Origin of the sequence: Oceanospirillum multiglobuliferum (assembly GCF_900167095.1) — a bacterium.
GTDB lineage: Bacteria > Pseudomonadota > Gammaproteobacteria > Pseudomonadales > Halomonadaceae > Oceanospirillum > Oceanospirillum multiglobuliferum.
The window spans coordinates 1-21,156 of record NZ_FUXG01000036.1; the positions used below are offsets into that span (position 1 = coordinate 1).

Genomic DNA, 21,156 nt, shown 5'->3' on the forward strand with positions numbered 1-21,156 from the left:
AAAGCTGGAGTGTGACCTACTGGAAATGGACGGTGAATCAGATCATGTTCACCTGCTGATAGCTTATCCGCCGAAGCTGGCGATCAGCGTCATGGTGAACAACCTGAAATCGGTTTCATCACGCCGGATACGCATACTCAATACCCATATCCCCCGGCAAAGCAAAAGTGCAGCGCTCTGGTCACGTTCTTACTTTGCCTGCAGTGCAGGCGGGGCAACGATCAAAACACTGAAAGAGTATGTGCAAAGTCAGGCGACACCTGATTAGAACCGCTGCGCGGTTCCCGCTTGTATCCCCGCCCGATTGGGCGAGGGTTTACGCGGAGTTTTGCTAAAAAGTACTTTAATGGTGCTGCCATAGTGCCAAAACGAGTAGGGCTACCTAAAGCAAGACCTGAGCAATTACGCAAATCGTCAGCACTACAGTAAAGATCACCAAACTCAGGGATACTGTCCTCAACGGCCTCACATACCGTTGAAAGCGCAGGCACGGTACGCAGCTTAGCTTCAATCCCTGAGACTGACTCAACACCTCGTGCCACCTCTTCTGCCATTGCACGCACGGCACCGTGGCGAGAATAATAAAGCACTAAGACATAAGGGGGTTGTGGCGACTGGCTCATGCCAGAATTTCCAAGACACTTTCAGGTGGACGGCCAATAGCCGCAGCTGTTTCGGTTTCTGCAATTGGGCGCTCAATTAGCTTTGGCGTTTGTACCATTGCCGCAATTAACTGCTCATCACTACTGTCTGCACTTAAGCCTGCGGCCTTGAACTCATCTTCTTTAGTGCGCATCATTTTAATGGCGGTGCAGCCTAGTTTTCCCAGTAAGGTTTGAATCTCTTCCGCGCTTAAAGGCTGCTCAAGGTATAAACGGATCTTCGGCTCAACCCCTTGTTGTTGCAATAACGCCAGCGTTTCACGAGATTTTGAACAGCGTGGATTATGATAAAGCGTAACAGATGACATTGTTTTTCCTTGATCTTAATCAATGGGTTACTATTGCGCTATTCTAACAGCTCAAACGCATACGGAAATAGGAGTCAGTCAATATGGCCAATATAAAGGAATACTGGCTACCATTAGCCCGATATGTCATTGCCCGTTTTATCAAAAATGAAAGTTCTAAAGTCGCGGCTTCTTTGACCTATACCTCCCTTTTCGCCATTGTACCGATGATGACCGTGGCCTACGGTATTTTATCCGCAATGCCCAGTATTCAAGGCTTAGGCGCAGAGTTAGAAAACAATCTATTCAGTAGCTTTGTGCCAGAAAGCGGCCAAGTAGTACAAGGTTACTTAGCTGATTTTGCTAAACAAGCTAAGAATTTAACGATAGTAGGCGTACTATTTCTGGTTGTCACTGCGGTGATGATGATGTCTGCTATTGAGAAAGCCTTTAACAAAATTTGGTCTGTATCTGAAGCCCGATCAGGTGCCAGCAGTTTTTTACTCTACTGGGCCGTGCTAACTTTAGGGCCAATTCTGTTGGGGGCGGGTTTTGCGTTTAGTTCTTACCTGCTGTCGCAACAGCTGTTTTTGCAAGCGTCTGACAGTCTTGGCGTGACCTCAATCATACTGCGCTGGTTTCCTGTGGCGACCTCGTCAATGGCGTTTACCATGATGTATATTTTGGTACCAAATTGCCATGTACCTTGGAAAAACGCTCTAGTGGGCGGCCTATTTACCGCAGTCTGTTTTGAGCTGGCTAAGCAAGGCTTTACGTTATTTATCAGCGCCTCTCCCTCATATCAGGTGGTCTACGGTGCTTTTGCAGCAGTACCGCTCTTTCTGTTATGGGTCTATTTAAGTTGGAACCTGACACTATTAGGTGCAACCCTTGTGATGGCGCTGGGTCGTTTCCGAACAGATTGGAGCCTACAGCACAATTTGAACTTCACAGTGGCACTTAATCTTCTTAATCTGCTCTATAGTAGCTGGCAGCAGGGACAAGAAACAAAGGCCAGCGCCGTAAAAGAGGTTTTGGCACCTCTTAGCTTCTCTCAGCAAAGGATTGTCGTAAAGTCGTTACAAAACTCAGGTTTAATTGTGCGGACGGAGAAAAAAGAGTGGCGTCTTGCGCGTAGTCTTGAAACCATCAACATATGGCAACTGATGGCCTTGCTACCTTGGCAGATACCAGAAATATCCAGCGATAATGAAAGCCTGCTGTGGCCAGACGCACGTACTTGGCTACTGCAATATCAGAATCTAAATCAAACACACCATAACCAAGCGGCTCATACACTATTTGAAAGCAAAGGAGCGTAACCATGCAAAGTATTGCAAAAATTGCCCTCGTGAAAGGTCGAGTTCAAGGGGTTTGGTATCGTAAAAATACTCAGCAACAAGCGCTAAAGCTGGGGCTAACAGGTTGGGCGATGAATCGTAAAGATGGTTCAGTTGAGGTCTATGCCCAAGGCAGTAATGACGCAGTAGACAGCTTGATGCAGTGGCTCTGGAAAGGCTCACCTTTATCAAGGGTTGACCATGTGAGCATTGAGCAAGCAGAGCCCGTTGACATAACCAGTTTTGAGGTTCGCTAGGTAACTTTCAACTTCATATTACAGCGCTAAATCTAAAATATTATTGCGGGTTAACAAACAAAGCTTTGATCTAAACCAAGTATTTTAGTCGGATTTTATTTACAATGCGGCCTCTGACCTTAGGAGGCACTATGTCTGCGTATTCCGCCAGTTTCCGCTTTTCTTATTCCGCTCTATTCTCCGTTGGCTTTCGCCCATTTTTTCTCGGCGGCAGCTTTTTTTCGGTTGTACTGATGTTACTTTGGGTATTGCAGTTGCGCGGTATTGCACTACCAAACTACTACAGCAATCTGTCGGCCATTTTATGGCACAGCCATGAACTCATTTTCGGCTTTACCAGTGCCATCATCAGTGGTTTTTTATTAACAGCTGTACGTAACTGGACTGGGCAAAATACGTTGCAAGGTCATAGCCTAGCCTTAGTCTTTGCGGTTTGGGTTTTAGGTCGAATATTACCCTTTACAGCACTACCTAATATTGTGATTGCACTTGTTGATTTGGCTTTTTTTCCATTACTCATGATCGCTATTGGCAAACCTATTATTAAAAGCGCACAGCTGAAAAATATGGGCTTTGTTATTTTCTGCGGTTTATTTTTCTTGATGAACCTATTGGTTCACTTTGACGTTTTAGGCATCACTCAAGGCATGTCGCATATCGGTATCTATGGCGCATTAAACCTTGTTGTCTTAGTCATGCTGATTATCGGCGGAAGAGTGATCCCCTTCTTTTCCGAAAAAGCGCTCCCCAACTACAAAGGCAAGCGCATTACTTGGATAGAGCAGGCGGTGATACCTGTTGCAGTTATTCTGTTTCTTAACGACCTTTGGCAGCCCATGGCAGTTTGGGCCAATGTACTATCAGGGTTGTTAGCAGCGCTATTACTCCTCAGGGTTGGTGCATGGTTTGATCGTGCATTGCTGAAAAAGCCGCTGCTATGGATTTTACATTTAGGTTATCTGTTTATCGCCATTGGTTTCTTCTTAAGAGCTTTTGGCACTCTAAGCGGTATATCACCTTATATCTATGTTCATGCACTTACCACAGGAGCTATTGGCTTATTAACTTTAGGCATGATGAGCCGTGTTGCACTGGGTCATACGGGGCGAGCATTAATATTACCTAAACCAATCACTATCGCCTTTTTCTTAATGACATTTGCTGTGTTAGCCCGTGTTGTGCTGATGGCGATTAGCCCTAAACCCTTCCTGTACGATATGGCTGGCAGTTTTTGGATGATAGCCTTTGCACTCTATTTTGTGATCTATCTGCCTTATTTAATTTCACCAAGGGTTGATGCTTGAGCATTTGTATATTGCTGCTTGATTTGCTGCCCTAGCTTATAAATAGATTGAGTGTATTCAGGCTGCCCTCTGAAAAAAGCATAATTCAAGCGCAAATAATTAGGAAAAGCCTCCTGCCCACTGAACAGTGGGCCGGGAGTAATGCTGATTTTCTGATCCAGCGCCCACTGATATAACTGTAAAGCCTCGCAACCTTCAGGCAGTTTCAGCCAAAGTAAAAAGCCGCCACTTGGCTGCTGTACTTGCACCTCAGCAGGCCAACTGTCGGCAATGCAACTGAGCAAATCAGATAAGCGCTGCTGATAAACCTTACGAATTTGACGCAAATGTCGATTCAGTTTTCCGGTCGCAAGCCATTGCGCCAAGGCTTTCTGGCTGTGGCTAGGCAACCCCATGTGCGTAACAAATAGCAGATGTTGGCAGGCTTCATGCCAACGCCCAGCCAGCAGCCAACCGATTCTCAACTTTGGCGTTAAAAACTTAGAGATAGAACCGCAGTACATCACTCTATTTTCAGTGTCCAACATCTTTAATGGTGAAGGTGCTGGCGCTTGAAAGTGCAGATCAGCAAAAACATCATCCTCAATCAACGCCAAATCATAGCGATTTGCTAATTCGATCAGCTGATGACGCGCCAACTCAGGCATAGTTAATCCCGTTGGGTTGTTCACGGTAGGGTTTAACAGCATCGCTTTTACAGGCCAGCGCTCTAAAGCCGCCTGCACAAGCGTGATATTGGGGCCACCTTCAGGGGCTTGGGGTATTTCAACCACTTTGCGCCGCATCGCTTCTAAACACTGCAATGTGCCATAAAAACAGGGGCTTTCTACCAACACAATATCATTGGTTTCAGTCACCGCTTCTAGCGCCAACGCAATAGCCGCTTGAGTACCATTGGTCACTAAAATGCTTTCTGGGGCTGCAACTATCCCTTTCTCTGCCAAATACAAACTTAATTGCATGCAAAGTTGTTCATCTCCGGGAGGGGTTTGGTAATGAGGCAAGACACCTTGTTCTAGCTGCTCGCCTTCAATGCCAGCCTGCTTTTTTAAGCACTGGTATAACTGTTTAACCGCAGGAAACATCACTTCTGGATGGGCCGATCCAAAGGGCACTTGTGCGCTCACACTAGCAGCACGCACCATACTGATACCTAAACTTTTATTGTCTAAACGACGGGGCTGAATGGCACTGAGTGTGGTTTTATTCAATAACGGATGGTGCTGCCCTGTTGGAAAAAAGCCTGATTTTTCTTTAGGTTGAATCCAACCTTGATCTTCCAATGCCTCATAACAGCGCACAATGGTGCCCTTACTAACAGAGAACTGATGACTTAGTTCACGGATAGAGGGGAGTTTCTTACCCAAAGGGTAATGGCCTGATTGCATGCGTTCTATAAGCTGTTCTGCAATCTGTTGGTAATGAAAGCGCGGCATCTGTACCCCATAAAACAAGCTTATTCTGTCTATTTTTAAATATATTGTCTTTTTTTATAGTACAGATAACGCCTGCAAGTGCAACCTTGCTCCGTTTTATTTGGCCTACTCAATATTCAGGACTTTCCAAATGCAGCAGATGATTATCAACCGCCTTGCAGCACCCACAACATTAAGGTTTGTACCTTGGGTATTTGTATTGCTATGGAGCACAGGCTTTATCAGTGCTAAATACGGCCTCCCCTACAGCGACCCTTTTTCATTTTTAAGCCTGAGAATGCTTGGCAACTTAATGGTATTTGCCCTGCTGCTGAAAATATTTAGCGTGACGCTTCCTAAGCGCTGGGCTTTATGGAAGCAGCAGATTATTACGGGCTCTTTAGTACATACAGCTTATTTAGGCGGTGTGTTTTCAGCGATTGAGCAAGGGGCTTCCGCAGGCTTAACTGCACTGCTAGTTGGCTTACAGCCTATTTTAACCGCCGTACTTATGGCTATCGTTTATAAAAACGCACCAAGTTTTAAACAGTGGTTAGGCTTAGCATTAGGCATCACAGGCGTTGCATTGGTATTGACTCAAGGGCGTAGTGATATTTTACAGAGTAGCACTCTGGGTATGGCTCAATTGGGCTGGATTCTATTGGCACTGCTTGGCATCACCTTAGGTACTTTGTATCAAAAAAACTACTGTGAGCCACAACCACTACTGGGTGCTACTTTTATTCAATATCTAGCAGGGTTAGTGGTAATGCTGCCTTTAATTTGGTGGCGCAGCGAAGGCGCTGTAGATTGGCACCCTCAGTTTGTGGGCGCACTGGTTTGGTCAATTCTAGTTTTATCAGTGGGGGCAATTCTACTGCTGATGCTGATGATTCAAGCGGGTGAAGCCACTAAAACCGCCAGCTACTTCTATCTAGTGCCACCATTAACGGCACTTGAGGCTTGGCTACTTTTTGATGAACAACTGTCTTGGGTTTCTCTCTGTGGCATGGTGCTAACTGTAACAGGGGTTTATTGGGTCAATAGAAAATAACCTTAAGTTAGTTCGAAAAAATCGAATTTTAAGTCGCGATTTTTGCCATTTTATTTCTCTTACCTCTGTAATACAGTCAAGTCATTGGAATAGAGGAATATTTATGACTGCACTAAAAATTTTAAATCGCGTTAAAGGTATGCCGACATCAGATGGTGCAGGCGTCCGTTTAAATCGACTGATTGGCACGCCACAGCTACGCCATGCAGATCCATTTTTAATGTTAGATGAGTTTAAGTCTGATAAGGCAGATGATTATATTGCAGGCTTTCCACCTCATCCTCACCGTGGGTTTGAAACCATTACCTATATGCTGCATGGCAACATGAAGCATGAAGATCACATGGGCAATGTTGGCTTGCTAACCTCAGGTGGCGTGCAATGGATGACCGCTGGAGCTGGGATTATTCACTCTGAAATGCCAATGCAAGAAGATGGTTTACTGTGGGGCTTTCAGTTCTGGTTGAATCTACCCGCTGCTAACAAAATGGCAAAGCCTTACTATCAAGATCTGCCCGCCGACAATATCCCGATAGTAACTGAAGACTCAGGTGTAGTACGCAAAGTAGTTGCAGGTAACTCTAAGGGTGTTTTAGGCCCAATTCAGCGCCCCATTACAGAGCCGTTGATGGTAGATTTCAAAATGCCTGCTGACACAGCAACCACACATCCGATTGCAGAGGGATATCAAGGTTTTATCTATGTTTATCAAGGAGAAGTTGCATTGCCAAATGCAGCGATTACTTTGCAACAGGGCGAGTTATTGATGTTTTCAGGGCTTGAACTTAGCCTACAAACAACAACAGGTGCAGGTGTATTAATGGTAGTAGGCCAACCTCTAAACGAACCTATTGTGCAATACGGCCCTTTTGTAATGAACACGCAGGCAGAAATTCAACAGGCATTTATCGACTATCAAAATGGTGTTTTAGCTCAGGTGGCAATGGCAAAATAAATAAGAGATCTAATATTAATTTTGTAAAATTTTGTAAGTAACTCATTGGCTTTAAAGTTAAATCAGATATACACCAAATCTCTAACTAACTGATATTAATAGATATAATTTAACAAATAAAACTTCATCTAATACTAATATTTATCTACCGACATCTTAAAAAGTCGTCTTACTTTAAATAGACTTGTTGCGCTAGAGGTCGATCGCGTACTATCCACGCCCAATAAATGATCAGCCTATTGAGATTAAGATCAAGCTTGGTGCAAATGGGCTATATTGATAGTGACTAGCCTATCAAAGTAAAACGACAATTTAATGACAGAGGTTTTTTACAATGCGGCGAAACCTTCCCGTGACCGATCAAGAGCGACGCATGGATCCAAGTCGCTGTATCATCTCGACGACGGATACTAAAGGGAAAATCACCCAGTGTAATGAATACTTTGTTGAGATGAGCGGCTTTACTCGAGAAGAATTAATCGGAGCGCCTCACAACTTAATTCGACACCCTGATATGCCTGCTGCTGCCTTCCAAGATCTTTGGGATGTCATCAAGCAAGGTAAGCCTTGGATTGGGGTTGTAAAAAACCGCTCAAAAGATGGCGGCCACTACTGGGTTGATGCTTATGCCACCCCTATCTTTGAAAATGGCAAGATCACAGGTTATCAATCGGTACGTCACGCCCCTGATCGAGCTGTAGTTAAGCGTGCAGAAGCACTCTATAAAGCGATTAATGCTAACAAGCACACCTCGCTATGGGCCAAAGCTAAAGGTTTCTTCTCTACCAGTTATTTACGACGCACTTGGGCCAGTATTTGGTTGGTAATGCTGCCAATGCTTGCGCTAGTCAGCTGGATGTTTGACGATGCCTCTGCAACAAATTTGTTAACGCTAGCAGGCGCTTCTTTGGTGATCAGTGGCATTGCGGCCTCTTGGTTAGCAAAACCGGTTATTGATTTGGCAGCTAAAAGCTCTAGCATCTTTTCTAACGCCGTCGCGCAAATGGTTTATACCGGGCGATATGATGAGCTTGGCCAGTTAGAGCTGACACAAAAGTTTTTGAATTTAACCATGAAAACAGTGGTAAATCGCCTAGAAAATGCGTCTATGCATATTCATGGACATACCTCTGATGTGGTAGATAAAGCCCGTGAGATTAGTCAACAAACCCATCAGCAACTTGATGACATTGCACATGCTGCTAGCACAATGCACCAAATGAGCGTGGCGACCGAGCAAGTTGCACAAAGCTGCGAAGAGGCCGCACAGTCTGCTAAGGAAACCGATGCGGTCAGTCAAAAAGGCCGTGCAATTGTTGAGCGTAGTGAGCGCTCAGTACAACGGATGGCGCAAGACGTCCGCGAATCTATGCAGATGATACACGCCCTTGAAAAGCGCAGCCAAGATATTGAGCAAATTCTAGTTGTGATCAACGGCATTGCAGATCAAACCAACCTATTGGCACTGAATGCGGCGATTGAGGCAGCAAGGGCTGGGGAACAAGGACGAGGCTTTGCAGTGGTGGCTGATGAAGTTAGAACCCTTGCTCAAAACTCACAGAAGTCTACACAAGAGATTCGAGAACTAGTGCAGCAGTTCCAGCAGCAAACACAGCAAGTTTCCAGCATTATGGGAGCCTGCGAACAGCAAGCCGATGCAACTGTTGCTGAAATCAAAGAAGCTGAACAGGTGTTGGTTGATTTAAGCAATACCATCAGCAGCCTAGGCAATATGAACCAACAAATTGCAACGGCAACGGTTCAGCAAAGCTCTGCTGCCAATCAGATGAATATAAAAATTGAACAAATTCATCAATCTGCAAGTAGTGTTACAGAGTCAAATGAAGAGATGGTTGAAGACAGTGCAGCCTTGTTAAACGAAGCTCAAGATCTTGCCAACTTAATTCAGCGTTTCGGGAATGCCGCCAAATAAACCTCAATTGTTGAGACAATTGAGCGATATAAACGAAAAATCTTCCAGCTGGAAGATTTTTCGTTTACGTACTAGTCAATAAACCAAACTCAAACCTAATCGCGAACCAACCACGCCGTAATCTGTCGATTAAACTCAGGAATATTTAAAGGTTTGGTTAAATATGCATTGAAGCCAGCTTGCTCTGCCTTTTCTATGTCGGTAGCCATAGCATTGGCTGAAATCGCCACAATAGGGCAGCCTCGATCAAGATTCTCACTTTTAATATGCAACAGTAAGTCATAGCCGGACATACCGGGTAAGTTAATATCTAGTAATATCAAATCAGGCTTTTCATGACGTAAGCACTCAATACCTTCTTCCGGTGTCGCCACTGTGATGAGTCGATCACTTGTGCGCTTACTGTAGATTCGCTCAACCAAGGTTCGGTTTGCACTGTTGTCCTCAACATATAATGTCAACGTTTCGGTTTGACTCATTGCTTCCACCCCACCTTTGATAGAACCCTCTGTGTCAATATCCATGAGATCTGAAGCTAAAGCGGGTAGCACAAGGGTAAACGTACTGCCATGCCCCAGCTCGCTCTTAACTAAAATTTTGCCTTGCATGGCTTCTGCTAGTTTTTGGCAGATCACCAAGCCGATCCCTGTACCTTGGCGAGTGCTAGACTCCATACCCAAACGTTCAAATGGCTGAAACAAACGCTTCAGCTGCGCCTCCGTCATGCCCAGCCCTGTATCAGAGACATGAATAAAATACTCATGCTCTGTTGCCTGCATCTGTATGGTCACTTGCCCATTATGCTGATTGTATTTTATGGCATTGCTCAGCAAGTTCAGCAATATCTGCCTTGTGCGTTGATTATCTGCTTTGATCAGATGCCCCACCTGATCAGGGAAGTGTACATTCATCGTAATATGATGAGCATCTGCCATTGGCTTAGTCAGAGACAGCGCTTCTTGTAGCATAGGGACAGGATTAATCTGCTGAATATTAAGATCCATCCGCCCCGCTTCAATTTTAGAAAGATCTAAAATCTCATCAATCAACTGCAACAAGTGATGACTGGCGGTACGAATTTCATGCAAGCTTTCAATATGCTCCTCTGACAGTTGATCAGAGTCCATTTCCATTAGTTGTGCATAGCCTTGAATAGCATTGAGTGGTGTTCTTAGCTCGTGGCTCATGCTGGCTAAAAATGAGCTTTTAGCACGATTGGCTTGCTCTGCACTTTCTTTGGCGTGCAACAGCTCTTCCATCATCAATTTGCGACCCGTGATATCGCGATAAGTGCCCAACAAGCCCGTTACATTACCTTGCTCATCCAGTATTGGCACCTTGTTGATCTCAACCCATAGGTAACTGTCATCGTTACGGTGTAGGTAGTAATTTTTATTGTGTATTTCCATGCCTGCTTGCGTGACTTGACTGTCATCCTCTTGCAGCTGCACGATACTGCTACGATCCAATGCATTTTCAAGCTGGAAAGGTTCGCCTTGCTTTTGTGTACCCTTACCAAGGTCGTTGATCAACCAGCGGTTAACACCTTGTAGGCGCCCCTCTTTGTCTTGCCAATATACGCCTGCCGGAATGTGGTCTAATACCAGCGTAAGCATCTTTTCAGTACGTTTACGCTCAACGATTTCTGCTTCTAGTGTTTGCGTATAGTGCTCATTCTTTCGATATAACGCTAAAGTATGTGCAAAATTTGCCATAAGCGGTGCAAACAGTTGCTCGGGTAATACCGACCTAAAGCCTTCAGTTGCAAGTAGCAAAAAGCCATCTTCTGCGCCCACAGGTAAAAATAACAACCTTTGATAATGCGCTAAAACAGGGGCAATGCTTGAAGCACTTTGTTCTAACCATTGACTGGTTTCTGGTAACGAGATGGGTAGCTGATAAACCTTATCCTCAGTCACTTTAAAGCGACGATCCGCAATGGCATGACTGATTGTAAAATAGCTGGCGGTATCACTGCGCTGCACTTTTTTCAGAAATAAACCAGTTGGAACACCCGTATGATAAAGCAGCCTTTGTAGCGTTTTCTGTATCAGAGGAGTCTCTGTGGACTCAGCCCCCATCAACAGTGCCATTTCGTATAAAATGGCTAAATTCTGATCATTCATATTTAGATCCACGGACAGCAGACAATGGCTGCATTATGAAAGAGGGGATACCCTTGGCCATTTTCGTTACTGATCTCCCCCAAAGAGACTGCTCCGCTAAGCTGGCTAGGCGTAAAAGAACTATGCAAACGCATTAACTCTGCGGCGCTTTTCTCACCCAAGTGCATTTTCCGTCCCGCACAATAAAAAACTTGGTAACAACTACTAGAGGTCCCTGTTTGCTCTATTAACGCGCTTAATGTCTCATCGCTATTAGGTTCAACCCCTTTTAACAGTGTGAGTACCGTATGCTCAGGTATATCACCTACACAGATCAAAGTACCGTCAGCTTCTAGCGCAACAGGAATACGTACTAATGGCTGTCCCGAGATGCGCGTAATACCGAAGGGGAAGTGTACGGCATAATCATAGAAGTTGTTCTGATCAATGAGGCGGCCAAACTGCGCATAAACCTGTTCTTGGTAGACTTCAAAAGCATTACGCCACTCTATACTGTGAATTCGGTTACGATCAGTTGAGGTAGCCGTTACAGTACTTGATACTTTATAGCCATGTGCTAACCCGCCTTGATGGTCTGAAGGTATTAACAGCGCAAGTAAGCCTTCACCTATCCACTCTGTTTGATTGAAAACACAAGGCATAGGCTGAAAGGTTTCACTGCCAGCATTTGCACCCAGATAGCGCACATCATTATGAAGCCCTAAGTATATAAGGTCTAATATATCGCTGATATTAGGTAGCTGAGCGTCAAAGATGAGTAATAAGTTTAAGCCTTCTGTATCAGTAAATTGATCAACGGCATCTTGTAGCAATCGCACGTTTTGTTCACAGCTTTGTGTCTGCGTGCAACTGAGTAATAGTGTTTTAGCTCGCTCAGGTAATACTGAGACCAAACAACCTTCTGAAACAAACTGCCCTTGATAAATTAACGCAGGAAATATAGCGCCAGCTAGCTCAATCTGATATTGGCAACACAAGCGTTGTAGCTCTGGGACTAGCGCTTTATTTGACTCTGCAATCCACACCACTATAGAGGACTGCCCCTGTGACAACAGCTGCAAAAGGTGGGCGTCAAGTGCTACAAGGTCAGGAGGTAGATAACAAGGTAGCGCGCTGTCTTGTGCCTCTGTTACTAATGAGCTTGAACCCTCTTGCAACTTACTCATCTATTAATCCTTATTAAGTTTATTGTTGTTCCAGTTATCATAACGAGTTAAAAGTGAAAAAAGAAACTTGTTTTATTTAGGCTGCCAATGCCGATACCAAGCATTCAATACCTTCTCAGGATAGCTTGTTTGACCTAGGCTGCCATTATAACCCGCTAAGGCACGGGTCAAATCATAGCGCTCTCTCTTGAGATAATAAGCCAATATCGTACAGCCATAATTTAGATTGGTTTCAATATGAAATAGATTGTCTTGTGGCCGCCCGATCTCTTTTTTCCAAAACGGCATCACCTGCATCAACCCTTGGGCACCCGCCTTTGAGGTCACTTTAGGCTTAAAGTGGCTCTCCACCTCAATCACCGCCAACACCAGTTCAGGCATTAGTTCATGTTTTAAGGCTTGGGCATGTACTTGCTGCAACAATCTTAAGCGCTGCTGAGCGTTAGGCACAAAACGCTTCAGCCTATCACTCATATCCATTAGCCAAACTTGGCCAATATAAGGATCACTAAAACTAGGTTGCTGTGCGGCTTCTTTTAGCGCAGTAATCAACGCTTCTGGAATAGCGATGCTAGAGGCATTAACAGCAGCATCTGAAGAGACTGAAGCGTTACGAGCATCAGCCTGAGACGACTGCCAAACCGTAGCACTACAAAGCAACAGGCAATAAAAAAGCAGCCGAGTACACCTGTGGCGACAAGGCTGCTTCTTTAACTTAATCCAAACCATCAGGCTGAAATAAGACTCATCAAAACAAAGTGCCTCAAATACTTAGCGAGACATTTTTTCTTTTAGGAAGTCCAACACAGTATCGGCTGCAATCATGGTGTTTTCAGCATCACGACGACCTTTATACTCTAGCTGACCTTCTTTTAAGCCCCGCTCACCCACTACGATACGATGCGGAATACCCATCAACTCAAGATCTGCAAACTTAAAGCCCGGACGCTCATCACGGTCTTCAAATAAAACATCAAAACCAGCTGCTTTCAGATCAGCATATAGCTTCTCACTGGCATCACGTACCATCTCTGACTTATGGGCATTCATCGGCACAATAGCCACTTCAAATGGGGCAATAGCCTCAGGCCAGATAATACCGCTCTCATCGTGGTTTTGCTCAATAGCAGAGGCCACAACACGAGTAACACCAATACCATAGCAGCCCATAATCATAGTAACAGGCTTACCTTCCTCACCCAGTACAGTGGCTTTCATTGCCTCACTGTATTTTGTGCCCAACTGGAAGATATGACCCACTTCAATGCCGCGCTTGATAGACAATGTACCTTTACCGTCTGGGCTGGCATCACCCTCTACAACATTACGCAGATCTGCAACGGTAGGTAGCGGTAAATCACGCCCCCAGTTCAAACCAAAATAGTGCTTGTCATCAATATTCGCGCCTGCACCAAAGTCAGACGCTACTGCAACAGAGCGATCTACAATGCATGGAATAGGTAAATTAACAGGGCCTAAAGAGCCTGGGCCTGCACCAATCACGGCACGAATTTCATCTTCAGTCGCAAAAGTTAAAGGTGCAGCAACCTGCGCTAGGTTTTCAGCTTTAATCTCATTCAGACTGTGATCACCACGCACAACTAACGCAACAAACTGCGCGCCACTTTCTTCTGTTGCACGCACAATTAAGGTTTTAACCGTTTTTTCAATATTCAGGTCAAACTGTGTCACCAACTCTTCAATGGTTTTGGCGTTAGGTGTATCAACCAAGCGCATCTCTTCAGTGGGAGCATCGGCTTGTGCTTTGCTGGCAACCGCTTCTGCTTTTTCGATATTGGCCGCGTAAGTGCCTTCAGTGTTGAACACGATATCGTCTTCACCGGAGTCTGCCAGCACGTGGAACTCATGAGAACCCGAGCCACCAATTGAGCCGTTATCTGCTAAAACAGGACGATAATTCAAACCTAAGCGGTCAAAAATATTGCAGTACGTTTGATACATCACATCATAAGTCTCTTGTAGAGATTCTTGTGAGGTATGGAACGAGTACGCATCTTTCATAATGAATTCCCGCGAACGCATCACGCCAAAACGCGGGCGAATCTCATCACGGAACTTGGTTTGTACTTGGTACAAATTGATAGGCAGCTGCTTATAGCTTTTGATCTCACGACGCACCATATCGGTGATTACTTCTTCGTGAGTGGGGCCAACGCAGAAATCACGGTCATGACGGTCTTTAAAGCGTAGTAGTTCAGGGCCGTATTGCTCCCAACGACCAGACTCTTGCCACAACTCCGCAGGTTGTGCCGCAGGCATCAACACTTCTTGTGCAGATTTATCCATCTCTTCACGCACAATGCGCTCAACTTTACGCAAAGTGCGCAAGCCTAAGGGCAACCAAGTATACAAACCAGAAGCCAAACGGCGAATCATGCCTGCACGCAGCATAAGCTGATGACTGATTACTTCTGCATCTGCTGGGGTTTCTTTTAGAGTAGAGATTAATAGCTGACTGGCTCGCATAGGAACGGATCCTTGGGCTGTAAATTTATAATGAATTGAATGCACAAAATGGCGCTAATTGTATGCGCTGCTTAACTTCAGGTACAGGGGCAAAACTCAGTGTAGAGGCCAAAATTATCACAGCTCTCCATAAACTTCAGCCTTAACAGGGGGCGCAAGCTTTAACCTGCCTCACCGCAGCACCACTGAAATAGGCTATAAACAGGCCATCAAAGAAAGGCTGAGTCATTACAATGGCTAAAAATATGATTTCAAAAGAGTTTTTTGTGCAAAAAAGGTTTCTTTTTTATCGCCAGCTCTATTACCTTAGAGCTTGATTAATTTGCACCTTGATTAACAGTGGTTTTAACGACATGGAATTTGACTTATGAGCGAACTTGACCGTTTAGAACAAACCCTACGCTTAATTGATCAAGCTAACTCTGAAGACCCTAACATTGAAGAGTGGTTAGGGCAGCTGTATGCCAAAGAGCTGCTGTATGGCATTCGCATGTCTAATCGTCTTGATCAATATATGCCAGATGCGCCAGATTATTTGCGAATTGCAGCTCGCGCCCAACATATTCAGCGCTGGACGATTAAACGCAGCGACTACCCTGAAGGCAAAGTGGGTTACAAACATTGGCGCACTGAACTGGGTCGTTTCCATGCTGAAACTGCCGCTGCACTTATGGCAGAAACGGGCTACCCTCAAGCAGACGTTGAGCGGGTTAAAAGCTTGATTCAGAAAAAGCAGCTGAAACAAGACCCTGAAGTACAGATCTTAGAAGATGTAATCTGCTTGGTATTCTTAGAGTTCTACTTAGAAGAGTTTGCAACCAAACACAGTGAAGAAAAGCTGATCAGCATTATTCAAAAAACTTGGCAAAAGATGTCAGAGAAAGGTCACGAAATTGCGTTGAAATTACCGCTGAGTGAACCCATGTTAGCTTTAGTACAGAAGGCGCTAGCCTAGTAACTCTTTTCACCCCACAGACAGCAAAGGGTATAGCACAATGGAACAAGCGATTCGCGATGCAATGCGCGTTTTACCTGAAATTGATCCAGCGTTTGAGATTCAACGACGAATCGCGTTCATCAAAAACAAACTGAAACAATCTGGCAGTAAAGCCTTAGTGCTAGGTATTAGCGGAGGCGTTGACTCCACCACTTGCGGCCGCCTTGCTCAACTGGCAACAGACGAACTGAACAAAGAGAGCAACAGCCGCGATTATCAGTTTATTGCGGTGCGCCTGCCTTATGGCGAACAAAAAGATGAAGACGAGGCTCAACTGGCGTTAAGCTTTATTCGCCCTCGCCACGCCGTCAGCGTCAACATAAAAGCAGGCACAGACGGACTTCATGCCAGCACCTTAGAAGCGCTGGCCGAAACCAGCTTAACCCCTACCGATGCAGCTAAAATTGATTTTGTAAAAGGCAATGTTAAAGCGCGCGCGCGAATGATTGCCCAATACGAAATAGCCGGTTTAGTGGGCGGCCTAGTGTTAGGCACTGACCACTCCGCAGAAAATATCACGGGTTTTTATACCAAACATGGGGATGGCGCTTGTGACCTTGCCCCCCTATTTGGTTTGAACAAACGCCAAGTGCGACAACTGGCTCAAACCTTAGGTGCGCCAGATTTATTGGTACATAAAACACCAACAGCAGACCTAGAAGAACTAGCGCCACAAAAAGCCGACGAAGAGGCGCTAGCACTGTCCTATGATCAAATCGACGACTTCTTAGAAGGCAAGCCCGTTGAACAAGCCGTTTCTGATCGTTTAGTGGCAATTTACAAGGCAACACAACACAAGCGTCAACCGATACCCACACTGTATGATGACGCGCCTTAACCAAAACTTGAGATAAGCCGCTGAACAGCTCATCTGTACTGAACTGTTCAGCACAAAGGCTGCTCATTGATTTCCCTATCTATTAGCCACACAATCTACAGCCTTGTCTGATCTTATGAAGAAGGTTTGTTATGCACTGGTTGGAATCTCTTGTTCCTGCGTCTATGGACTCATGGGCAGGGCAAGTTTTTATTGTTATTTTTGCGACCCTGCTACTGAATTTCATACAGAAGCGTTTACTCAATAAGCTTCACACCCTTGCGGAACATACCCGCAGTCCTTGGGATGAGGCTGTCATTTACGCCCTTCAAAAACCGCTTTATCTATTAATCTGGATTTTAGGGATCAGCTTCAGCTGCAATATTATTTGGCAGGAAACCCAATCTGTAATATTCAGTGCAGTGCCCCCTATTCGTGATGTAGCGGTAATCAGTGTCTTAGCGCTATTTCTCACCCGCCTTTTAAAGCGCACTGAACAAAATATTATCCAGAGCAAGACAGAAAAGCAGGAAAGCTTTGACCATACCACCCTAAACGCCATTACAAGACTGCTACGCCTTTCGGTATTTATTACCGCGGCGCTAGTGGCCTTACAAACCTTGGGCTTTAGCATCTCTGGGGTTTTAGCATTTGGAGGTATTGGCGGCATGGCCGTTGGCTTAGCCGCCCGTGAACTACTGGCTAACTTCTTTGGCGGCTTAACCATCTACATGAACCGCCCTTTTAAAGAGGGTGAATGGATACGCTCACCCGATAAAAGCATAGAAGGTGTTGTTGAGCGTATTGGCTGGCGTCAAACCATTATACGTACTTTTGACAAGCGCCCACTTTATGTACCCAACGCTGTATTTACCTCTATCGCCGTTGAAAACCCCTCAAGGATGTCAAACCGTCGTATCTATGAAACCGTGGGTATTCGCTATGATGATGCCAGTAAAATGCGGCAAATTACCCAACAAGTTAGAACAATGTTAAGCCAGCACCCCGAGATTGACCTGCAACAAACCTTAATTGTGAACTTTAACCAATACGCCCCTTCATCCTTAGATTTTTTCATCTACTGTTTTACCCGTACAACCGACTGGGTGCACTACCATGAAATAAAAGAAGACGTACTACTTAAAGTTATGGACATTATTCTAAGTAACGGTGCTGAATGTGCATTCCCAACCTCAACCTTACATATTGCTCAAGAGCCAAGTACCCTTGCTGAGAAAGCATTTTTAGAGCCTAAATCTTAATATCGCACCGCAGTTGTAGACCTAAAAGGCAATGCTTTTTATACTGGCAAAATAACAAAGAAATTAAGGATATACACCTTATGAGACGTTTGCGCTCTTCTCAGATATTGCTAGGCGTCATCAGTTTACTGTTTTGCCAGTTGAGCTTTGCACTAGAAAAAGTCGTCATACAACTGCCTTGGACTCATCAGTTCGAGTTTGCAGGCTTTTATGCTGCCCTTGAAAAAGGCTTCTATCAGCATGAGGGTCTAGAGGTTGAGATTCGAGCAGGCGGTGTAGGCAAGTCATCCTTATCTGAGGTACTGAATAACAGCGCAACTTTTGGTGTTACCGGATCAGAACTATTGCTAGCCCGTGCCAGCGGTCAACCACTGGTAGCATTAGGGGTTATTTTTCAACACTCTGCGGCGGGACTGCTAACATTAGCAGATTCAGACATATTTACACCTCAAGACTTTTCTGGCCGCAAATTAGAAATGGGCGACCTAAGCACAGACGCAGAAGCTTTCGCCGTATTACAAGCAGAAGGCATTACAGCCCGTCAGTATGAGCATATTCCCAGCACCTTTTCGATGCAAAACCTGGTTAACAAACAATCAGATGTTGTCTCTGTTTACACCACCAACCAGCCGTTTTACCTTGATCAGCAGAATATACCCTATCGTTTAATTTCCCCTCGCTCTTATGGCATAGACTTCTACGGCAACACTATTTTCAGCCATGAGGAAACCGCAAAAAAACGGCCAGAGCTGATAGAAGCCTTTATGCGTGCCTCCTTGCGCGGCTGGCGCTATGCTTTTGACCGTCCTAATGAGCTGATCAACATTATCTTAGACAAATACAGCGACTTTCCTTTTGCCCACAGTCGTAAGCATTTAGAGTTTGAATACCAGCAGATGAAAACACTAGTCTTACCCGACCTGATTGAACTGGGACACATGAACCCCGGTCGCTGGCGGCACATGGCAAATGTTTTTGTTTCTTTAGGCTTATTACAACCTGACTATAATCTTGACGGTTTTATTTGGAACCCTTTACACACCAGCAGCCAAAGCAATAAGCCCTATATCGAAGTTGGTATAGTGCTTACCCTTGCATTAGTACTGATGTTGATCCTGTTGGTAGTCTTTAACCGTCGCCTGCAAACCAGCCAGCAGCAGCAACAAGCTTTAGAGGCACAGCTAAAATTTTCCCAGTCAAAAGAGCAAGTTGCACTATGGGGCGGCAGTTTAGGTTACTGGCACTGGGATCGTCAGGATAACACCCTGTTTTTGGACGAATTAGCCTCTACCTATCTAGGTGGTATTCCTGAAGCGAAGCTTTTTCAGCTTAAAGAGATGAATGCAGACAGTAACAGCTTATCGGTACGTAATTTTTTCAGCTTACTAAGTGAACCTATTCGTAGTAAAAAAGGCCGCTTTGAGATAGAGGCTCAGCGTCAAGATGACGAGGGCAAAACCCAGTGGCTAATCTGCCGTGGCGAAGCCACAAGCTATACCGAAGAAGGCTCATTACAACAGGCTCAAGGCGTGTTGCGTGATGTATCCGATCTACGAGTGGCAACCCAGCAAGTTGAACAACTCGCCATCACCGACAGCCTGACAGGCATTTTAAACCGCCGCTACTTTATCAGCCGCTTAAGTGCATTTATGCAGCGGGTTAAGTTTGGCGATGGTCACTTTGCGGTTATCTTAATCAACATCGACAACATGGAAAAAATTAATGCCGAATATGGTGAGCATACAGGGGACAACGTAATCGAAACCCTTGCCGACATTATTCAGCAACAGATGCGTCCCCTAGATTTGGTTGCCCGCTATGGTGGACAAGAGTTTGCCGTTTTACTGCCCAACACCACTAATGCTGAAGCGACACAAGCTTGCGAACGTATCTGCAATTATATTGCTCATTATCGCTTCGACACAGGCAGCTATAGCTTTTTTGCTACCGTAACCAGCGGCATTATTGATACCCAAGAGTTCTCCTTAACAGAACTCAACAGCAAACTACTATTGCACAACGCAGAAGAGCGCGTGCGTAAAGGAAAATCTCAGGGCAAAAACCAACTCATCTCCGCTTAAAGCTCGTTACGCCCTAAGCCATAACCTACAACCATTGCAACAGTGCCGGCAATCGCCAATACGCCATTGTCGGCACCAATAATATCAGCCCAATTCACAAACGCCGTTGAAACCAAAAGCAAACCGCCACTGTTTAAAAAAATTCTGCCTAACGCCACTCTATCCATTGTTTATCCTCTATAAAGCTTGCTGCAAACGCCTGTCCACTACCAAATGTTGATAGGTTTTATTGGTGCGCAGTTTAAGCCATCACCCTGATCGCAACAAATTAGATCATGCTTTTTTCAGCAGCCGTTGAGCTACAGCATAAATGACAGGCACCATCGCCAAACTGGTGGTTAGAATATCCATTGCACTGTGATAATTCAGCTTAATCATCAGCAGGTAATAGCTTAAAAGCAAAGGTATGGCGACCAAAGCCACAGCCCCAGACGGACGCCGTGAAAACACAAAAAAGAAAGGCAACGTAATCGCCGTATGAGTACTAAAATCTAGGCCGAAACTTGGCCAAATATTCAACAGCAGATCAATAGCAGAGCAAACAAACATCAGCAGCGTGCTATAGAATAGAAACTTCAGCGTTTGCTTAAGTTGAGCGCCTTGGTAAGAAACCCAAAGCGCCATCACCAACAACAAAGGGGTATAAAGATCGGCAATAAGTGCAAGCACTTAGGTTTTCCTTATGATGATCAGCAGTGACTGCTCCCCGCCCTTTCGGGCGAGGCTTCCAACTTCTCAGGCAGCAACCGGCGCGTGGCCGGATTTACGCAAGCCTCCATTGGCAGGAACCGACAGTCCTTCGGCCTTTAGTTTGATAACACCCTGCTGGCGGATATTGATCGCGGCGTTGATGTCGCGATCTAGCTCTACCGAACAAGCCGGGCATGCCCAGATGCGAACCGACAACGGCAGGGTGTCTACCTTGTGTCCACAGCAAGAACAGGTCTTGGAGCTGGCAAACCACTGGTCGATTTTAACCAGATGCTTACCTTGCGCTTTAGACTTGTACTCCA

General features: G+C 45.2%; 20 protein-coding genes and 1 pseudogene. 11 read left to right on the top strand and 10 right to left on the bottom strand.

Annotated elements, in window-relative coordinates:
* The coding region (gene tnpA, locus B5D26_RS15570) for an IS200/IS605 family transposase (protein ID WP_143833130.1) at positions 1-268 on the top strand (268 nt) is incomplete at its 5' end.
* Positions 269-332: 64 nt separating this feature from the next.
* On the opposite strand, the pseudogene B5D26_RS15575 reads toward tnpA, so the two are convergent.
* Positions 333-623, bottom strand: a pseudogene (locus B5D26_RS15575) (flavodoxin family protein); the annotation flags it as partial.
* Positions 620-970: an arsenate reductase (glutaredoxin) gene (arsC, locus tag B5D26_RS15580; RefSeq protein WP_078746636.1), complete on the bottom strand. Its 351-nt coding sequence runs from the start codon at positions 968-970 to the stop codon at positions 620-622. The pseudogene B5D26_RS15575 and the gene arsC, both read right to left, overlap by 4 nt.
* An 83-nt stretch (positions 971-1,053) precedes the next feature.
* On the opposite strand from arsC, the gene B5D26_RS15585 reads away from it, so the two are divergent.
* The 3 genes from B5D26_RS15585 to B5D26_RS15595 all read left to right on the top strand — a co-directional run bounded on the left by B5D26_RS15585 (position 1,054) and on the right by B5D26_RS15595 (position 3,850).
* Positions 1,054-2,271: a YihY family inner membrane protein gene (locus tag B5D26_RS15585; RefSeq protein ID WP_078746637.1), complete on the top strand. Its 1,218-nt coding sequence runs from the start codon at positions 1,054-1,056 to the stop codon at positions 2,269-2,271.
* Positions 2,272-2,273: 2 nt separating this feature from the next.
* On the top strand, positions 2,274-2,546 hold the full coding sequence (yccX, locus tag B5D26_RS15590) for an acylphosphatase (protein WP_078746638.1): 273 nt from the start codon (positions 2,274-2,276) through the stop codon (positions 2,544-2,546).
* 131 nt (positions 2,547-2,677) lie between these two features.
* A complete protein-coding gene (locus B5D26_RS15595) occupies positions 2,678-3,850 on the top strand; it encodes an NnrS family protein (protein ID WP_159445693.1) in 1,173 nt (390 codons plus the stop codon).
* On the opposite strand, the gene B5D26_RS15600 is transcribed toward B5D26_RS15595, so the two are convergent.
* Positions 3,820-5,286, bottom strand: coding sequence for an aminotransferase-like domain-containing protein (locus B5D26_RS15600; protein ID WP_078746640.1), 1,467 nt, complete (start codon positions 5,284-5,286; stop codon positions 3,820-3,822). The two genes, B5D26_RS15595 and B5D26_RS15600, sit on opposite strands and share 31 nt — an antisense overlap.
* A 130-nt stretch (positions 5,287-5,416) precedes the next feature.
* Here B5D26_RS15600 and B5D26_RS15605 point away from each other — a divergent pair, with 130 nt between their 5' ends.
* The 3 genes from B5D26_RS15605 to B5D26_RS15615 all read left to right on the top strand — a co-directional run bounded on the left by B5D26_RS15605 (position 5,417) and on the right by B5D26_RS15615 (position 9,207).
* Positions 5,417-6,319, top strand: a complete 903-nt coding sequence (locus B5D26_RS15605; protein WP_234985322.1) for a DMT family transporter — start codon at positions 5,417-5,419, stop codon at positions 6,317-6,319.
* A gap of 103 nt (positions 6,320-6,422) precedes the next feature.
* Positions 6,423-7,274, top strand: coding sequence for a pirin family protein (locus B5D26_RS15610; RefSeq protein ID WP_078746641.1), 852 nt, complete (start codon positions 6,423-6,425; stop codon positions 7,272-7,274).
* Between the two features lie 334 nt (positions 7,275-7,608).
* The gene (locus tag B5D26_RS15615; protein ID WP_078746642.1) at positions 7,609-9,207 is read left to right on the top strand and encodes a methyl-accepting chemotaxis protein; all 1,599 of its coding nucleotides are present in this window, start codon (positions 7,609-7,611) and stop codon (positions 9,205-9,207) included.
* A gap of 95 nt (positions 9,208-9,302) precedes the next feature.
* On the opposite strand, the gene B5D26_RS15620 is transcribed toward B5D26_RS15615, so the two are convergent.
* From B5D26_RS15620 to B5D26_RS15635, 4 genes are all read right to left on the bottom strand, one after another.
* Entirely contained in the window at positions 9,303-11,333 is a 2,031-nt protein-coding gene (locus B5D26_RS15620; RefSeq protein ID WP_078746643.1) for a hybrid sensor histidine kinase/response regulator, read from the bottom strand.
* A gap of 2 nt (positions 11,334-11,335) precedes the next feature.
* On the bottom strand, positions 11,336-12,499 hold the full coding sequence (locus B5D26_RS15625) for an FIST signal transduction protein (protein ID WP_078746644.1): 1,164 nt from the start codon (positions 12,497-12,499) through the stop codon (positions 11,336-11,338).
* A gap of 72 nt (positions 12,500-12,571) precedes the next feature.
* Positions 12,572-13,159, bottom strand: a complete 588-nt coding sequence (locus B5D26_RS15630; RefSeq protein WP_234985323.1) for a lytic transglycosylase domain-containing protein — start codon at positions 13,157-13,159, stop codon at positions 12,572-12,574.
* A 111-nt stretch (positions 13,160-13,270) separates the two neighbouring features.
* A complete protein-coding gene (locus tag B5D26_RS15635) occupies positions 13,271-14,986 on the bottom strand; it encodes a proline--tRNA ligase (RefSeq protein WP_078746646.1) in 1,716 nt (571 codons plus the stop codon).
* 367 nt (positions 14,987-15,353) lie between these two features.
* Between B5D26_RS15635 and B5D26_RS15640 the strand changes: the two genes are divergently transcribed.
* The 4 genes from B5D26_RS15640 to B5D26_RS15655 all read left to right on the top strand — a co-directional run bounded on the left by B5D26_RS15640 (position 15,354) and on the right by B5D26_RS15655 (position 20,143).
* Positions 15,354-15,941, top strand: coding sequence for a DUF4202 domain-containing protein (locus B5D26_RS15640; protein WP_078746647.1), 588 nt, complete (start codon positions 15,354-15,356; stop codon positions 15,939-15,941).
* A gap of 40 nt (positions 15,942-15,981) precedes the next feature.
* Positions 15,982-16,821 carry an ammonia-dependent NAD(+) synthetase gene (gene nadE / locus B5D26_RS15645; protein WP_078746648.1) on the top strand — a complete coding sequence of 280 codons (840 nt, stop codon included), beginning with the start codon at positions 15,982-15,984 and terminating at the stop codon, positions 16,819-16,821.
* Between the two features lie 131 nt (positions 16,822-16,952).
* Positions 16,953-18,062, top strand: a complete 1,110-nt coding sequence (locus tag B5D26_RS15650) for a mechanosensitive ion channel family protein (RefSeq protein ID WP_078746649.1) — start codon at positions 16,953-16,955, stop codon at positions 18,060-18,062.
* Between the two features lie 80 nt (positions 18,063-18,142).
* A complete protein-coding gene (locus tag B5D26_RS15655; protein ID WP_078746650.1) occupies positions 18,143-20,143 on the top strand; it encodes an ABC transporter substrate-binding protein in 2,001 nt (666 codons plus the stop codon).
* On the opposite strand, the gene B5D26_RS16245 is transcribed toward B5D26_RS15655, so the two are convergent.
* From B5D26_RS16245 to B5D26_RS15665, 3 genes are all read right to left on the bottom strand, one after another.
* The gene (locus B5D26_RS16245; protein ID WP_159445694.1) at positions 20,140-20,310 is read right to left on the bottom strand and encodes a hypothetical protein; all 171 of its coding nucleotides are present in this window, start codon (positions 20,308-20,310) and stop codon (positions 20,140-20,142) included. The two genes, B5D26_RS15655 and B5D26_RS16245, sit on opposite strands and share 4 nt — an antisense overlap.
* A 106-nt stretch (positions 20,311-20,416) precedes the next feature.
* On the bottom strand, positions 20,417-20,812 hold the full coding sequence (locus B5D26_RS15660) for a hypothetical protein (RefSeq protein ID WP_078746651.1): 396 nt from the start codon (positions 20,810-20,812) through the stop codon (positions 20,417-20,419).
* A gap of 66 nt (positions 20,813-20,878) precedes the next feature.
* Positions 20,879-21,156, bottom strand: a 278-nt coding sequence (locus tag B5D26_RS15665) for a zinc ribbon domain-containing protein (protein WP_143833131.1), incomplete at its 5' end; no start/stop codon positions are given.

Coding starts and splice junctions, on each gene's coding strand:
- arsC (WP_078746636.1), bottom strand. CDS start 970: ATGTCATCTGTTACGCTTTATCATAATCCACGCTGTTCAAAATCTCGT.
- B5D26_RS15585 (WP_078746637.1), top strand. CDS start 1,054: ATGGCCAATATAAAGGAATACTGGCTACCATTAGCCCGATATGTCATT.
- yccX (WP_078746638.1), top strand. CDS start 2,274: ATGCAAAGTATTGCAAAAATTGCCCTCGTGAAAGGTCGAGTTCAAGGG.
- B5D26_RS15595 (WP_159445693.1), top strand. CDS start 2,678: ATGTCTGCGTATTCCGCCAGTTTCCGCTTTTCTTATTCCGCTCTATTC.
- B5D26_RS15600 (WP_078746640.1), bottom strand. CDS start 5,286: ATGCCGCGCTTTCATTACCAACAGATTGCAGAACAGCTTATAGAACGC.
- B5D26_RS15605 (WP_234985322.1), top strand. CDS start 5,417: ATGCAGCAGATGATTATCAACCGCCTTGCAGCACCCACAACATTAAGG.
- B5D26_RS15610 (WP_078746641.1), top strand. CDS start 6,423: ATGACTGCACTAAAAATTTTAAATCGCGTTAAAGGTATGCCGACATCA.
- B5D26_RS15615 (WP_078746642.1), top strand. CDS start 7,609: ATGCGGCGAAACCTTCCCGTGACCGATCAAGAGCGACGCATGGATCCA.
- B5D26_RS15620 (WP_078746643.1), bottom strand. CDS start 11,333: ATGAATGATCAGAATTTAGCCATTTTATACGAAATGGCACTGTTGATG.
- B5D26_RS15625 (WP_078746644.1), bottom strand. CDS start 12,499: ATGAGTAAGTTGCAAGAGGGTTCAAGCTCATTAGTAACAGAGGCACAA.
- B5D26_RS15635 (WP_078746646.1), bottom strand. CDS start 14,986: ATGCGAGCCAGTCAGCTATTAATCTCTACTCTAAAAGAAACCCCAGCA.
- B5D26_RS15640 (WP_078746647.1), top strand. CDS start 15,354: ATGAGCGAACTTGACCGTTTAGAACAAACCCTACGCTTAATTGATCAA.
- nadE (WP_078746648.1), top strand. CDS start 15,982: ATGGAACAAGCGATTCGCGATGCAATGCGCGTTTTACCTGAAATTGAT.
- B5D26_RS15650 (WP_078746649.1), top strand. CDS start 16,953: ATGCACTGGTTGGAATCTCTTGTTCCTGCGTCTATGGACTCATGGGCA.
- B5D26_RS15655 (WP_078746650.1), top strand. CDS start 18,143: ATGAGACGTTTGCGCTCTTCTCAGATATTGCTAGGCGTCATCAGTTTA.
- B5D26_RS16245 (WP_159445694.1), bottom strand. CDS start 20,310: ATGGATAGAGTGGCGTTAGGCAGAATTTTTTTAAACAGTGGCGGTTTG.